The sequence below is a fragment of the Fluviispira multicolorata genome (assembly GCF_009208585.1).
GTDB classification, from domain to species: Bacteria; Bdellovibrionota_B; Oligoflexia; order Silvanigrellales; family Silvanigrellaceae; genus Silvanigrella; species Silvanigrella multicolorata.
Genome location: NZ_WFLN01000005.1, coordinates 145,470 through 160,422, shown reverse-complemented (window position 1 = coordinate 160,422; position 14,953 = coordinate 145,470). Strand labels below are relative to the sequence as shown.

The window sequence follows — 14,953 nt, the reverse complement described above, 5'->3', positions numbered from 1 at the left end:
TAAATTCATATTCATATTTTTGAAATGATAAATTTTCAAAAATTATTTTTTATTATGTCAAATGCATTCAAAATCATTCTTTAGCATAAACTTTTAATTTTTTCCTAAATTTTTTATTCATTAATTTATAAATCTCAAATAATTTAACAATATTATTGTCACCTTGACACCTCAATTTTTGTTTTGTAATTGCAAAGAAGAATTAATTTTAAGCACTTACTTTTGCAGTCAATTTTAAAAAGGGAGGACTGAATGAAGATAAGGAATTTATTATTCTTGAAAATAGGCATATCCACTATACTTATTTTATCATGCGGGAAAAAGAATTCTGACAATCAGGACGGCAAATCAAATGATGGCTCAAATAAACCTATCCCTGAACAAAGTTATGAATCAGGGGAAACAGGAAAAGACTTAAGTTTTACAGTGGACAGCAACGTCGACAAAGAAATGGATGTTTTTATCCGTTACCCAAATGAAAAGATAAAAGATAAGTCCGCTTACTTGATAGATGAAAACCTAACTCAGTATAGAACTGCACCCCACATCACTTGGAATCTTAACGAAAAAAATAAATTCGAAGGTTTTCCCATTCGATTTTCACAAAAAAATAAATTTAACAAAATTGAATTTGAATACACACCTAAAAATCATAATTATTTTAGCCCTGAATATAAAATATGCGCTCAAGCTCTCAACTTTAATAAAGAGAATAATACTCTTAATATCAATGGAGATATTAAAATCCCATTAACCACTCACACAACCTGCGATATAGAAGTAACAGCAATTGAAACCCATAAACTGACAAATAAAGAAACTCGCACTCCACCCATAAAATTTACAGTGCGTTTAAATTATCACTTTATGGATTGGTGCCAGTATGGGGATCCAAGAATGATGAATCGATTTATATATACGAATTCTGAGGGTGAATATTATAGAAATCAGCAATGCTCCATCACGCTTTTTGGCGATAGACCAAATAGTGGATATTTTAATGATAAAAATATAGCTTTTAATAATAATGATAAAAATTTATTAATTCTTGATATTTCTCCATTTCAAACATTTATAAATGCTGAAAATATTAAAATCGTGAAAGCAGGAGATGGGTTAAGCCTTACCCCTCTGAAAAAACTCAAAAATCTGCAAGAGCTTGAACTCAGCGAATCCAATTTAACTGATATCAGTGCTATAGGTGAGCTTATAAATTTAACAAATATTAATTTTAATTATAATAAAATTGAAAATATTGCTGTAATAAGAAATCTTATTAATCTGAAAGAGATTAAATTAGAAAATAATTTGATAAAAGATATATTACCTCTTGGAGATCTATACAAAAAAAGCATTGCAGAGAAAATTGAAGTTAGTTTGAACCACAATCATATAAATGATTTTTCGAGCTTACAAGAAATATCACCATTTTTAAAAAAATGTTGGAGACATTGTATCAATGACCCATACTTAAATGGAAGCATTCTTGACTTAGAATATCAATACAACCCTAATAAAGAAAATTTAAAGGAAAAATGTGAAAAACAAGTCTCAAGTTTATTTACTGAACATTGTCCAAAATCTTTTTAAAGGAGTTCGAGTTATGCGGCGTAAAAATGTTTTTAAATTCATTATTTTTGGAGTATCTATATCATCCATTTTATTTTCATGTGGGAAAAGACTTGAGGAGCAAAACACTCCAAATTCAACTCAGCTAAAGCAAAATTCTCTTAGTTTAAATTCTGAATTGCAAAAACCAGAAAGCATTATTCCACCCGACAATACTGGGATAGCACTCGGTGTTGGTTTCGACAGCAAATCACAAGAAAGCACGACAAAGTGTATAGATGGAGATATCCGTTATGTCGGCCAGCACAGTATGGAAACAAATATTTATCACAATATGGATATGCATTCGCTCGTGAATGAACTTTCAGGTAATGTGAATGGCCAAGCTCAGTACAGTGTCTTTAAAGGAAGTGCTCTTGCCGAATATGTCTCACAGATTGCCAGTGATGAGTACAGTGAAACCTTTACGAGCATAACTACTTATAGAGCAAAGCAGCTCACTCTCACTCATTTAAAGACATCATTTTATGGCGCAGCATTTGTCAATCCAGACAATACAGTTAAAAATAATGTTACTCAAATATGTGGAGATGAGTTTGTAAATGCAGTAAACGTTGGGGCAAAATTAATCTATACTATCAAGTTTAACTTTGAAAATAAATCGCAGAAACAGACTTTTGATGGAACAATTAATGCTGGTATTACAAATCTCGGCCAATTATTTGGAAAAATTGCTACACTTGATGAAAACTTATCGTCCAAAATCAGTTTTGAACTTACTGCCCGCCAATTTGGTGGTGACAAAACCAAACTTTCTGGAGCAATCACCGATTCAATTATCAACTGCAATATAAAAACTATTCAAAAGTGTATCGACATAGTAGATGGCCTTGAAAAATATAGAATTAATGATTTTTCAGACCAAATGCATGAAATAGAGTTGAATCCTTTGAAAGAAAATGGCTTTACGGTTATCAGTTGGCAGACAGCTCGGCATGCAGATCATCTCGTCGCAAATAAAAATTCAGCTATTCGCTTAATTCCTAAAAATTACTCCCCCATCCTCGATTTTGAACTTGAACAGTTAAAGAAAGATCTATTATATAGATATGAAGAAGAACTCACTCACCATAATCGTGCTTATGCATTGCTTTATAATTTCGGCATCAACAACGAATATGTAAAGGATCAATTAAACGACATTCTTTCTAAATCCAAAAAAAATAGATATAAAATATCATTTGCCGCTGATACCTGCTTTTCAGACCCAAGCAATTGTAAAAATGCAACGCAAGATGCCTATGCAAGTCTCGAAAATTACAACTCTGGAGTTTTGCAATCATATGTTTCAAACATATTACCAAAATACAATCTCACTGGACAATGGACTTCATGGAAAACTCCGAGTATAAATATTTTCCAATTAGCCCAAACGGGAGCACAAATAGCAATGGGAGTTTATGATTACCGTGGGGATTTTACTTTTTATTCTTATAATGGAACTTTTATCGACGACGAAACTGCTTTTTTACCCATCACTGTTATTAAAAGAAAGCAAGACAACACTTATTGCCACTTAAATGCAACTGCTAAATTATCCATAATTGATGATGAAAATTTTGATTTACGGATTAAATATTCATCAAAAAATAATTATATAGAATGTTTTGAAACTGATAAATTTCCTATTTGCACCAAAGGCGATCCTTATGACTGTCTCGATAAAATTCGTTTTGAGCGTTTTCCATTTTAAAAAGGAGTGAAAAAATGAAAAGTAAAAAAAATAAAATATTTATAATCACCTCAATAAGCATAGTTATGTCATGTCTTTCCTATGCAGCATATCATAAAATATTTACTAAACCTGATTATATTTTAATCCGCCCGACAGAAAACTTGAGTGCTGCAGAATCGCTAAAAGACACTCCCATGAACGATGATCTTCGCTCCCTCAGTCTTTCGTCACTTAAGAAAAGAAGCCAAAACAGCACTATACCAGGGGAGTCACTGATTCCAGCGTTGCTAGGGAGTGGTTATGATAGCAACAGTCAAATATTAAAATCCCACTGTGTCACGGGCACAATTAGAGTTCCAACCATCAATACCAGTGATTTTAAAGTTGGCTATCTTTACAATCTATCTACAGAAAGCTTAATAAAAAACATATCAGGCACTTTAGCTGGAGATGTCAGCTATTCGATCTTTTCTGGAAATGGCGCAATTGAGTATGCAAAAAAAGCAGGTGCTTCCCAAACGAGCGTGAGTTTTACTGAAGTTGCAGAACTGGATGGCGGCGAAATAGGTTTTGACTTTAACGCAAATGATAAAGCTGTTTCTTTATTGGCTCAGTCGCAATTAAATAGCAACGGTGAGGCACTTAATACAGCCGAACAAGCTTGTGGTGACTCTTTTGTCGACAGCGTCAGCATAGGCGCAAAACTCTATACAACCGTTAAGTTTTCTTTTAAAAATGAAAGCACTCAAACTTTATTTAAAGGAAAAGTTAAAGCCAATCTCCAGAATCTTGGTGAATTAAACGGGGAAATAAAAAAATTAGATGATTATCTTAAAAAGTCTTTTCACCTTACAGTCTATGCCTTTCAATTGGGGGGAGATCCTTCTCAATTGCCCAAAGCAATCTCTACAGAAAATCGAGCATCGGTTACAAATTGCAGTGGGGAAGATGTAGATGCATGCTTTGCAATTTTAAAAAATCTTGACTTATATAGAAAAGAGCAATTTACCAAACAAATTGCTAATAGCACCTACGATGAAACTAAACCTCTCGGCCTAGTGGCTTTAAAATGGAACACTGTTTCGTATGCAAAAAATGCTTTGAAATATAAAGATTCCCTTGTTACGCTCTTCCCGGCAACAGCCTCCCTTCCTCTTGCCAATGAAGTCAAAAATACACGCCTCGATCTTAAAGATAGATATTTACGTACATTATATGATGGTATTCGCGCACAAGAATTGCTTAAATTCTTCCTCCCAGATGGGGTTAAAGAACAATTAAATGACATTGCAAGAGTGAGCCAAAAAAACAGAACATTCTTAGCCGATGCCGCTGAAAATTGTTTTATTAACCAAACAACAACGGATGTAAATATCAGCCGAGCCAATGCGAAAGCTTGTGTATTAGGAGCAGAAAATGCTTATAATAGACTCATTAAATATGATAGAAAAGCATTGAGCAATTTTATCGACAGCAACTTAACAAAAATTCCTTTTAATTACACAGGATTTTGGCAATCCGATAAATACTCTTTTTTATCTTTAGTGCAAACTGGAGAAATATTAAATGGCATTAAAAATGTGCATATAGATGAAGGATATATCACACAATATGCTTCAGGTGGCTTAAGAAGTTTAAATGAAATATATATGCGCTTTAAGATCCATGTTCCCCTTAAGGAAAAAACCTCTTTTTATTGTACATATGATAAAGATGTCCTAATCACGCCTATTGATAAAGACTCATTCCAATTAAGAGAAGTTAACGTCGACAATAAAAAAGCACAAGAATGTAGAGCAGAAGTCACTCCCTGTAGCGAAACGGACGATCGTTTTGCATGCGTTAAAGATGTAGAAACTTTTGAAAGAATATAAAGAATGAAAAAAATAAAAGTCATTTTAATTTTTATTATGCTTATTTTTTCACAAAAAACTTATGCAAATAGTTTTATTCCAAAACAAAAACTATTTCCGGGGGTTGGGATTGAAAAAAATTTATATAAAATTAAAAACAACTGCATTGAAGGGGATATCGAAAAACTTAAATATTTTGGCGGAGGCGATATTGCAATTAACTTTTACACTGGACTAAATAAATTGGCTATTCGTAATAAACTCAGTGCCTCAGGTGAAGGAAGTGTGGATATTGGGAGGGTTCTCTATGGAAAGGCACATATTTCACTCACTGAGGCTTTAAGCACTGATGATGTAACATATAATAGTGTTTATGAACTATCACTCAATTATCCAACAGCTTATTTAGCGGAGCCCATCTTAACAGAAAAAGGAAAATATGCACTCTTAAAAGATCCCGAGACAATTCGAGAAATGTGTGGAAATTATGTCATAAGCACAATTCATCTCGGCCTTAAATTCTTTGTCTCACTTAAAGTAACATTTACAAATTCAACAATAAAAAAAGAATTTATTAAGAAAGTGAATATTGGAGCTTTATGGGGCGCACTTTCAAAAACAGTTACGCATATTGATGCAAGCGAAGAAATTAAGAAAAATACAGTTGTTTCTTTAAATGCATACCAGTACGGAGGTGATCCCTCAAAATTAGACGCTCTGATTGGAAAGAACCGCGAAATTTTAAAAGGGTGCACTTTAGATAATTTTGACCCATGCGTAAAAGCTTATGGAGATATAATCGCTTATAGTAAAGTCGATGCAGAAGGAAGCGATGGCCTATATTCACAAATGAACAACGGAAAATATTCCTTAGATTCCAAGATTGGCCCAGCAATCATTGCGTATGGATTTTCAAAATATGCACATGTAGGTTATTTTGATTTAGATACAAGTGATTTGAAATCGCCAACTAGAATACATTATTTAGAAGTCCAAGATACACTCGATTCATTAATGGATGAATACGACGAACAATTTAGAAAACTGGATAGAATTTACTTTTTGCAACACAATGCAAATGCAAATCTTAGGCCAAATTTTGCTGAAAGTTTAAAATTCGATTCTTTTGCAAAGTTAATTTCTGAAAACATTAGAACTATTAATAATGTAATTGATCTCTGTAAACAGTTTGATAGTAAGTGTATTGAAAATGCCGATAAAATTTTAAAGATTTTACAAAAATGTGATGGAATTTCTTGTTCAAAGATCTCACTTGAAATAGCAACTAAATAAATATTAGGAGAAATATTATGACAAAATTATTCAAATTTGTGCCCATATTTTTAATTGCTCAATTTAACTCACAAGCTTTTGCAGACAAAGCATGTTCACCGACAAATCTATTTGAATGCTACCAAGAGAGTACTAAAAAAATAAACCAGCTTAAAACAAAAATTGAAGAATTACAGAAAGGAAACATGACGGGTCAGGTCATTGCTTTTGCAGGAACTGATATTCCAGCAGGATGGCTCCTATGTGATGGACGTGAATTTCAACAATCTCAATATCCAGAGCTTTTTAAAGTGATTAAAAACATTTATGGTGGGAACGAAGCTTATACATTTAAATTACCGGACTACAGAGGATTATTTTTAAGAGGCATGAATGGAGACCGTAGTGACAATTTAGCGGATCCCGATAAAGACAATCGCAAAGGTGGAAATAAAATTGGCTCTCTCCAGTTTGATGAATTTATGTCGCATAACCATGACTATATGGTTCGAGGAATTAATTCCATATTTTCACATGCTGGAGGTACTGGCTGGGATTGGGACGCAAAAGGCACAACAACAAACACAGGCGGAAAAGAAACACGGCCAAAAAATATTTATGTAAATTATTTAATAAAATATTAGGAGAACTCGCCTGCAAATAAATTTGATCATATGACTTTTGACATATTCCCCACAAAGGTTTGATTACGAAATTTAACAATATTTAAATATAAATAACATTTTTAGTTATAAAAGCATTACTTGTGGATTCCATTACATGAAGAATATTTTTAATTCCATTAAAAATATTCTAAGAAATTTTTTGATAACTTATATTATAAATAAAAAATAATTTTAGAGTAATTTTTAAAATTATAATAAATCCAATGGGCAATGAAAATAGTATAATAAATTAATTTATATTTTTTTTCATCAGTTTAAAACTTTCACATAATTTATCTAAATCCAATAAATTATGTTTTCCAAGGAATTCATATCCTAGATTAGGCAGTACATATTTGCATAATATACCATTGACATCTGTGTGTATATAAAAATTTTTATTTTCGGAATGTACTAAAATATTATTTAATATCTTTTTAGATAATCCTAAGTTTCTAAACTTCGGAAGTATACCTAAATTTAAAATAAAAAAATAAACAGGATCACACTTTATCATACACACCGTGCAGCAAATTTGAACATTTAAATATCCCAAAAATGATTTTTGCAAATTCTCCTTGCTTTTTTCTGATAAAATTATTTTTAGCTTATTCTGAGCGCTTTTTCCAATATCAAAAATTTCATTAACATATTCCGTATATAAATCTAAATTTTTTACTTGAATTAATTCAAAGTCAGCGCCATCTGCAGAAGAAATATTTACAATCTTTTGATTAAGATACATATAGCATCCATTAAATACAGAGCATTCATATTTATTTTTCTAACTCCTTTAATTTAAAAGATGAAAAAGGGATTAAGTTTGCGAAGTATAAAATAAATTTCACAAGAAGACATTTATTTGAATCTTCTCAGAATAATTTTATTGTCCATTATTACATTATTTTTGCATTAATATAAGTCAATGATTGAATCATAATTATTCATTAAAATATTGGTAATCTATTTTTTTTAGAAAAATAAAAAATTTATATTTATTAATATACTTCTCCAATAAATCTTGACTGTCCATTTTTCCTCCATATTGTTTACTTAATTAAGTAAACAATATGGAGGAAAAATGAATATTAATCCAGATCCAGAAATAGAAGCAATAAAAAAGACTAAATTTATTGCGAATAAAGATACGGCTCCGTGTTGCTATCAAATTCGTGAAAACATTGAATTAAGATTACTCATAGATATATATAAAAGAATATCTTATCAAATAGATATTTATGAAGGCTATAATGATTATACTTGCGCTAAAATTAAAAAACTTATTCTTCCGCATTTATTAGAAGATAAGCTGATTGCAAAAGATAAAAATGGATTCTCTGCTCAGTATGATGATCTTCTATTTGAAGGAGTTTCAAAAAAGGAAAGAGTCAGAAAAATAGCAGGAGCTCTTCAAGGTAGTCTAGATGTTATGAGTAAAGAAAATCTTGATACAACAAAGATGTTTTATTTAAATTATAAAAAAATTCCAAAAACGAGTTATGATGAAATAATACACGATGCTAAAAGTTTATTAAAGAAGATACTTGCATTACACGAAGTTGAAAATAAAGGTAATGTAGATTGTGAATTCTCTTATTTCAGTTTTTTTAATCAAAGAAAAGATTAATTATATTCAAAGGAAAATTAATATCTTCATTAAAATGAATGTGTGCATTCAATTCAAGTACAACACTCTCAACATAAAATCATAATTTTCCACTAAACACATTCAATAAAAGTTCTTGCTCAGCTCTATTATCAACTTTAACAAGAGTTAAAATAAGTTTTTCCTGAAAAATATTAATATTACTTTCAATTTTAACATATATATCTTGCACTTTCTTATTAAAATCTATATCACGCACAGCATTAAAATATGCTGATTCATTTTTTAGTTTATTATTATTACAAAATAAACAGTTTTCCTTTACAATTATATTATCATATTCATCATTAACACCAATAATAAAGTAGTTACAGTTCCTTTTATTATTTCTATAACATTTCGAAATATCAACTGCACTATTGAGCATGTGCTTATTTGAATCTAATAGTCCATCAAACTTATCGACATATTTTTCTTCTTTAACAATATAAAAATGTTTTATATCTTCTAATTTATCTATATTGGTAAAAATATGTCCGCAAGAAGTTAATGTTAAAATTGAAAAAATGCATAAGAAATAAGAAAGAATTTTTTTCATGCTCGAATGTCCTTTTAAAACTCACTAGGTGAAACTAAAAATGACGAATGTAAATAAAGTGAGAGAAACAAAAATACTTTTCATAATTGAATTCGTTTTAAGACAAATATAAAAAGAAAGCAAGATAAATATAAAATTTATAAGATGAATTAAATTTTTAGACTCCCATAGCAAAATAAAATTCGCATTTTTGAAAGCTGCTGAGTAAATAATTTGACCAATAATACAGCATGAAGCATAGTCTAAGATTTTAATAAAATTATTACTTTTTATTTGAATATTTCTACTTAAAATCATCGGAGTTATTTTAAACATGTAATTTATAAATGCAGCAGCCAAAATTGCAAGGAATATTTCTTTATGCATTGCTCTTTCCTTTTTTTCTTGCATCTAAAACACAGAAAAGAACCCCTATAATCAAAGCATATATAATTTCTATAAAGTTAATTTTTAAACTTTGTATAAAAGGCATTGCTAAAAATCCACTGAGTGTTGCTACAATTGCAAAAATATCTGGATAACGTCTTGCAGTGAGAGCTGCAAAATGAAGCGGCATAACAATCATGAAAATAAGTGGAATTCTTTCGTCGGAAAACTCTTTGACAAAGTAATATCCAAACATAGTAGAAACGAGTGCAAAAATATAACTCGGAATGGCCACACCATAAAAATATGCGATATGTCCTTGCTTAAAATCTTCCGACTTAAATTTAGTATAAGCAACCGTAAATGTACTTGCACTAAACATAAGCATTGCAATGAAAGAATGGATTGGTTTTGCATTTCTAAAATAAGGAGCCATGACAGCAGAATTCAGCAAAAAACGAAAATTAACGACGAATACAATAAATATTATATATAGAATATTAACATCTTGTTTTAAGGCATATAAAATTGCAAGTTGTGCTGGTGCAGCAAATATCAATAGAGTTAAGAGCAAAGAATTAATATCGTTTAAATGATTCGCTTGACAAATTGACCCTAAAGAAGAAAACATAAAAAAAAATGAAAGCCAAATAGGCAAAGCATCAATCAAACCTTCTCTAAACAATTGGCGATTTGTCAAAGGTAATTCCATAAAGGCTCATTCTCACTTTTTTGATTTTTGTTTTAACCACTCTCAATCAGTTTGATAAACTTCTCTTAAATTGATGTTTATATAATTTTAAAGTTTATTCAAAAGTAAATTAATAGAATTATATCCAAAATAGGAAGCAAGAACTATAAGAATAACTCCGCTTATATAATTAATTATTTTAACCGTTTTATGGGTAAGCTTTTTCTTAGAAAAATAAATTATTAAATTGATTAGAATAACCCATAGCAAAATTCCTGTAATAGTTCCCAAACCACCAATAAGAAGAGAGCCTTTATTGGTCACAAGGTTATTTATCTGCACGCTCACAGATAACCAAAAAATAACATTGTATGGATTTAAAAATGTCAAAAGAACACCATCAAATAACTGTTTGGAAAAGGACTTATTAATAGAGTCTCCACTTTTTGAGGTAGATGGTAATTTAAAACTCATAATTCCAAACCAAAAAACCAATAAAGCACCTAAAATACCAAAGACAGGCATATAAATTGAATTTGAAAATAATTCTAATAGACCTAAACCCATCAATGCTAAGTAAACTAAATCAGCAAGACAGGCACCCAATCCAAAAACTAAAGCATGAACCCAACTTATATTTAAATGCCTCCGCATTATTTCAATATTTATTGGCCCTATTGGTGCTGCCGCACCAAGTCCTAATATAATAAAAATTGCAAAGGGATTTAAAATCGATTCCATTCTCTAATTCCATAGCATTAAATGTTTGTTTGGAAGTACGCCTATAAAACTTTGTAACGTTACACGATAGCTTGCAGAGAAGCTACGGATAGCATGAGGTTTTCTGGTATTGAACATAATTAAATCACCTTGTTCAGGTCTAATAATAGTAGATATTGGCAAAATACCTCGCCAATCACATTCAGAAGAATCTTCTATTAGATTTTCAATAGGAATTGCTGGCACATCCCAAAGTTCTAACTCTCCGCCAATTTCTGGCATATATATATATATATTAACTGAATATTGACCAATTAGTTTTACTTCTTTTTGTTGAAGCCCATCAAAATGAGGTTGCTTTTCAACTGAATATGATAATTCTGGGCGTTTCATAACTCGTGCAATACCAGCATGCATTTTTCTTCCTTCAAAATTTGCAATGCTAGCTCCAGGACTCCACATTTCATCAAGTTCCAGTCGAAATTTGTCAAAAGGGGCTAGATAAGGTGCACAAGTATTTCTAACTTCTCGTATTGCAGGTAACGCACCTTCAAAATATTTTTTATAATTTTCGCTTTCTTTTGCTTGACCAAATGTGGTGTTATAAGAAACCCCGACACGATCAACACCGTAATCTACTAATACCGTTTTATCCTCTTTTTTAAGATCATGTGGATGACACTCTAATTTTGGATGCTGAATAAAATAATTTGTTAATTTATTTGAAATTTCTTTATCAGCATATTTTTTAATATGTATTGCTAAAGCTTCTCCACTAAAAAGTTTATTTAATGAATTTTCATCTAAAGAGTCTAGAACAAGAATTTTTTCGCATGACATATTATTCTCCTTTTAAATAAAGAAATCGACTCCTAACAACAAAAAATATATTTTAAATATTATATATTAAAATGAATGCTATTAATAAGGGAGCTATAACTCGACATATCCACTTCATTCCTAATGAAAGTTTAGGTGAATACACAAGCTCGTCTTCAATTAAAGGCCAAATTTTCCACCCCGTAAAAAGGGCTGTGCCAATACCACCGATTGGTAGAAGAATATTTGTCGCAGAATAATCCATTAAATCAAATATATTTCTACCAAACATTTTATATTCTGATAAAATACCAAATGAAAGTGAAGCAGGAATGCCAACTAAAAAAACAAGAGCACATGCTGTAAAGGTAACAGATTTTCGTTTTAATTTCCATTCATCTATTGGATAAATTATTATCAACTCCAATAAAGAAACAGCTGAAGTCAATGATGCAACCAATAAAAGTGAAAAAAATGAAATTGCGAAAAATTGTCCAAAAGGCAAGTGATTAAAAACTATGGGCATAGTCATATAGGTTAGGCCAGGTCCAGATGCAGGATCAAGTCCAAATGATGCAACTGCCGGAAAAATCATCAGGCCAGCTAACACGGATGTTAGCATTGTTAAACTTGTAATCCAGATTATTGCATTTGTTAATTTAGTATCTTTAGATAAATAAGAGCCATAAGCTAACATACAGCCAGCTCCTACAGATAATGAAAAAAAAGCTAAACCCAATGCATCTACAATCATTGGTGCTGTTACTTTGGAAAAATCAGGGGATAATAAAGAACGAACCCCTGCCATTGCCCCCGGTAATGTAACAGATCTAATAATTAATATGAGCATCAAAATAAAGAGAGCTGGCATAAGAATTTTACTTGCTCTTTCAATACCTTTTTGAATTCCAAAAATAACTATAAGTAAAGTTAAAGATACAAATAAACCATGAGTCAAAATGGGTTCATAAGGATGAGAGACGTACTCATTAAAAAGTGAAGCCAATTGCTTAGAATTATTTGTCATCACTCGGCCATCTATAGCTCTCATTAAATATCCAATTGTCCATCCACCAATGACACTGTAAAATGAAAGAACAATAAATCCGCAAAGGACTCCCATATATCCAATAAAGGACCACTTTTTACCGCCTAAACTCCGATAGGCTCCAACAGCTCCACAACCAGCAGCTCTTCCAATTGCAATTTCTGCGAATAAAAGTGAAATCCCAAGAGTGAAAATAATCAATAAAAAGACAATTAAGAAAGCTCCCCCACCATTCATTGCTGTTACATAAGGAAACTTCCAAATTGAGCCCAGTCCGACTGTTGCTCCTGTAGAGGCAAGAATAAATCCAATTTTTGAACTCCATTGAGAACGTAACATATTAAACTCCATGTAATAAATTTATTCTTGATGAAGTATAATATTTTTTTTAAAATACAAACATAAATTTAGGATTTATTTTTCTTTAATATAATACACTAGTACCTATAATAAGATTTATTTTTTTTACTCTTTATTTACAATTATTTTATAAAAACAGTTTGTTAAAAAATTATAGTTTTTAGTCTGTAAATTATCTTCAAGTGCCCAAGCCCAAGAAAGAACGATTTGAACAAAACACCATTCAGCAATTCGTCTTTTTTCAAATCGAGTCATTGCTGATATTTTATATATTCTATTTTCTATAATCTCACTTGCATTTTTATATTGCGATAATTCAGAAATTGGATTTCTAATAAATGCACCTATCTCATACTCTCTTTCGCCAATCACACCTTTTGGATCTATAACAAACCAATCTTTATTGTGTAAAAGTATATTTTCATGATGGAGATCACCGTGCAGTAAAATATTATCTGCTGACGATTCTAATAAATAATCACGCAACTTTTTGGCCTTTGCAATATACTTAATTGGAATTTTCCATTCCTTATCAAGTATAGATAGCCACTCAGATATATGAGGAAATTCGTTTAAGTTAAACATATTATTTTTCTGTAAATTGAGCATTACTTTACAGAAAATTTCAAGACTTTCGACTTCGGATTTTAGAAAATAATCTTTTAAAGTATTCCCTGGAATGGCTTTTTTCATTAAAATTAAATTCTTATCTACTCCGAGCACTCTGATTGCGCCTATGTTTTGAAAATAATCTAAATATCTGCTTTCAGCTTTTAAAGAATTTTCATCTAAAGACAGCTTTAAAACAATTGATTTTTGATTCTGTTTCCCAACATATATTCTTATATTATTTGTACTTTTCAAAAGAGATAAATGTTCCAACTGCCATAATTTTTTTGACTTTTCAATAATTTCTGATGCGTTATCTGATTCTATCTTCATCTTGTCCTTAATCTATTTATTAAAAATTTTCATTTAACTAATGAAATGAAAAATATAAGTAAAAAATACATATAAATAAGAGTTTCATAACCAATAGCAAACAACTTTTTCATTTTTACTAAATCTATAACTTACTATAAATAAATATATAATTTAAATAATTTAATATTTATTACAAAAAAATTTTATTTTTTATATTTTTGTAAATATAAATAAAAAGACACTTTTTTTGTACCTGTAATAAACTTATCACCAATAAAAAAGGATTTATTATGAATTTTCAATTATGTACATTAAAGTCCCTATTAACTTGTACTGCTCTATTAATAGTCAGCTGTGGGAAAAATCAAACAGGCTCACCACCGAAAACAGAACCTCCAAAGATTGAAAAATCCGAAGCAAACCCACCAACTGATAAGAGTATTACTGAAAATGAAATTGTCACCGAGAAAAAACCGACGGCTCATTTAAAAATAAAAGACACTCAGCATGCAAAAAAAGCCAAAGATCCTATTCCTACAATAATAAATAATGAACATGCTATTGCTGCTTCTCAAAGTAACAATGCTTTTGAACAAAAACCTGTTGTTAAGAATGACGCAATAAGTGTTCTTAATCCTTTACCTGTCATTGAACAAAAAATCGCTGTTACAAAAAATGAAGTCTCTAATATAGAACCTCTGCCTAATATTAAAATTGAAGCCTCTAT

General features: G+C 30.5%; 15 protein-coding genes. 7 read left to right on the top strand and 8 right to left on the bottom strand.

Annotated elements, in window-relative coordinates:
* Window positions 1-252 precede the first annotated feature (252 nt).
* Genes GCL57_RS04280 through GCL57_RS04260 form a run of 5 tightly spaced genes read left to right on the top strand, consistent with a single transcriptional unit; the run spans window position 253 to window position 7,073 of the window.
* On the top strand, window positions 253-1,590 hold the full coding sequence (locus GCL57_RS04280; protein WP_152212043.1) for a leucine-rich repeat domain-containing protein: 1,338 nt from the start codon (window positions 253-255) through the stop codon (window positions 1,588-1,590).
* Window positions 1,591-1,603: 13 nt separating this feature from the next.
* Entirely contained in the window at window positions 1,604-3,322 is a 1,719-nt protein-coding gene (locus tag GCL57_RS04275; protein ID WP_152212042.1) for a hypothetical protein, read from the top strand.
* A gap of 14 nt (window positions 3,323-3,336) precedes the next feature.
* A complete protein-coding gene (locus GCL57_RS04270) occupies window positions 3,337-5,178 on the top strand; it encodes a hypothetical protein (RefSeq protein WP_152212041.1) in 1,842 nt (613 codons plus the stop codon).
* 3 nt (window positions 5,179-5,181) lie between these two features.
* Window positions 5,182-6,450 (top strand): hypothetical protein, encoded by a 1,269-nt coding sequence (locus tag GCL57_RS04265; protein ID WP_152212040.1) that lies wholly within the window; start codon window positions 5,182-5,184, stop codon window positions 6,448-6,450.
* 17 nt (window positions 6,451-6,467) lie between these two features.
* Window positions 6,468-7,073, top strand: a complete 606-nt coding sequence (locus tag GCL57_RS04260) for a tail fiber protein (RefSeq protein WP_152212039.1) — start codon at window positions 6,468-6,470, stop codon at window positions 7,071-7,073.
* Window positions 7,074-7,344: 271 nt separating this feature from the next.
* Here the strand turns inward: GCL57_RS04260 and GCL57_RS04255 are convergent, their stop codons facing one another.
* Window positions 7,345-7,839: a hypothetical protein gene (locus GCL57_RS04255; protein WP_152212038.1), complete on the bottom strand. Its 495-nt coding sequence runs from the start codon at window positions 7,837-7,839 to the stop codon at window positions 7,345-7,347.
* Window positions 7,840-8,175: 336 nt separating this feature from the next.
* Here GCL57_RS04255 and GCL57_RS04250 point away from each other — a divergent pair, with 336 nt between their 5' ends.
* Window positions 8,176-8,721 (top strand): hypothetical protein, encoded by a 546-nt coding sequence (locus tag GCL57_RS04250; protein ID WP_152212037.1) that lies wholly within the window; start codon window positions 8,176-8,178, stop codon window positions 8,719-8,721.
* 79 nt (window positions 8,722-8,800) lie between these two features.
* Here the strand turns inward: GCL57_RS04250 and GCL57_RS04245 are convergent, their stop codons facing one another.
* From GCL57_RS04245 to GCL57_RS04215, 7 genes are all read right to left on the bottom strand, one after another.
* Window positions 8,801-9,298 (bottom strand): hypothetical protein, encoded by a 498-nt coding sequence (locus GCL57_RS04245; protein WP_152212036.1) that lies wholly within the window; start codon window positions 9,296-9,298, stop codon window positions 8,801-8,803.
* Window positions 9,299-9,322: 24 nt separating this feature from the next.
* Entirely contained in the window at window positions 9,323-9,664 is a 342-nt protein-coding gene (locus tag GCL57_RS04240) for an AzlD domain-containing protein (RefSeq protein ID WP_161597591.1), read from the bottom strand.
* A complete protein-coding gene (locus tag GCL57_RS04235) occupies window positions 9,657-10,364 on the bottom strand; it encodes an AzlC family ABC transporter permease (RefSeq protein WP_161597590.1) in 708 nt (235 codons plus the stop codon). The genes GCL57_RS04240 and GCL57_RS04235 overlap by 8 nt, the downstream gene beginning before the upstream one ends.
* 99 nt (window positions 10,365-10,463) lie before the next feature.
* Window positions 10,464-11,096, bottom strand: coding sequence for a LysE family translocator (locus GCL57_RS04230; protein WP_152212033.1), 633 nt, complete (start codon window positions 11,094-11,096; stop codon window positions 10,464-10,466).
* Window positions 11,097-11,099: 3 nt separating this feature from the next.
* Window positions 11,100-11,915 (bottom strand): 2OG-Fe(II) oxygenase, encoded by an 816-nt coding sequence (locus GCL57_RS04225; protein WP_152212032.1) that lies wholly within the window; start codon window positions 11,913-11,915, stop codon window positions 11,100-11,102.
* Window positions 11,916-11,967: 52 nt separating this feature from the next.
* Window positions 11,968-13,281, bottom strand: a complete 1,314-nt coding sequence (locus GCL57_RS04220; RefSeq protein ID WP_152212031.1) for a sodium-dependent transporter — start codon at window positions 13,279-13,281, stop codon at window positions 11,968-11,970.
* A gap of 126 nt (window positions 13,282-13,407) precedes the next feature.
* Complete coding sequence (locus tag GCL57_RS04215) at window positions 13,408-14,244, bottom strand: aminoglycoside phosphotransferase family protein (protein WP_152212030.1); 837 nt, start codon at window positions 14,242-14,244, stop codon at window positions 13,408-13,410.
* 272 nt (window positions 14,245-14,516) lie between these two features.
* On the opposite strand from GCL57_RS04215, the gene GCL57_RS14745 reads away from it, so the two are divergent.
* A partial coding sequence (locus GCL57_RS14745; RefSeq protein ID WP_161597589.1) for a hypothetical protein occupies window positions 14,517-14,953 on the top strand: 437 nt, incomplete at its 3' end.

What these genes read in the sequence shown, in the direction of transcription:
- GCL57_RS04280 (WP_152212043.1), top strand. Translation starts at nt 253, where the DNA reads ATGAAGATAAGGAATTTATTATTCTTGAAAATAGGCATATCCACTATA.
- GCL57_RS04275 (WP_152212042.1), top strand. Translation starts at nt 1,604, where the DNA reads ATGCGGCGTAAAAATGTTTTTAAATTCATTATTTTTGGAGTATCTATA.
- GCL57_RS04270 (WP_152212041.1), top strand. Translation starts at nt 3,337, where the DNA reads ATGAAAAGTAAAAAAAATAAAATATTTATAATCACCTCAATAAGCATA.
- GCL57_RS04265 (WP_152212040.1), top strand. Translation starts at nt 5,182, where the DNA reads ATGAAAAAAATAAAAGTCATTTTAATTTTTATTATGCTTATTTTTTCA.
- GCL57_RS04260 (WP_152212039.1), top strand. Translation starts at nt 6,468, where the DNA reads ATGACAAAATTATTCAAATTTGTGCCCATATTTTTAATTGCTCAATTT.
- GCL57_RS04255 (WP_152212038.1), bottom strand. Translation starts at nt 7,839, where the DNA reads ATGTATCTTAATCAAAAGATTGTAAATATTTCTTCTGCAGATGGCGCT.
- GCL57_RS04250 (WP_152212037.1), top strand. Translation starts at nt 8,176, where the DNA reads ATGAATATTAATCCAGATCCAGAAATAGAAGCAATAAAAAAGACTAAA.
- GCL57_RS04245 (WP_152212036.1), bottom strand. Translation starts at nt 9,298, where the DNA reads ATGAAAAAAATTCTTTCTTATTTCTTATGCATTTTTTCAATTTTAACA.
- GCL57_RS04240 (WP_161597591.1), bottom strand. Translation starts at nt 9,664, where the DNA reads ATGCATAAAGAAATATTCCTTGCAATTTTGGCTGCTGCATTTATAAAT.
- GCL57_RS04230 (WP_152212033.1), bottom strand. Translation starts at nt 11,096, where the DNA reads ATGGAATCGATTTTAAATCCCTTTGCAATTTTTATTATATTAGGACTT.
- GCL57_RS04225 (WP_152212032.1), bottom strand. Translation starts at nt 11,915, where the DNA reads ATGTCATGCGAAAAAATTCTTGTTCTAGACTCTTTAGATGAAAATTCA.
- GCL57_RS04220 (WP_152212031.1), bottom strand. Translation starts at nt 13,281, where the DNA reads ATGTTACGTTCTCAATGGAGTTCAAAAATTGGATTTATTCTTGCCTCT.
- GCL57_RS04215 (WP_152212030.1), bottom strand. Translation starts at nt 14,244, where the DNA reads ATGAAGATAGAATCAGATAACGCATCAGAAATTATTGAAAAGTCAAAA.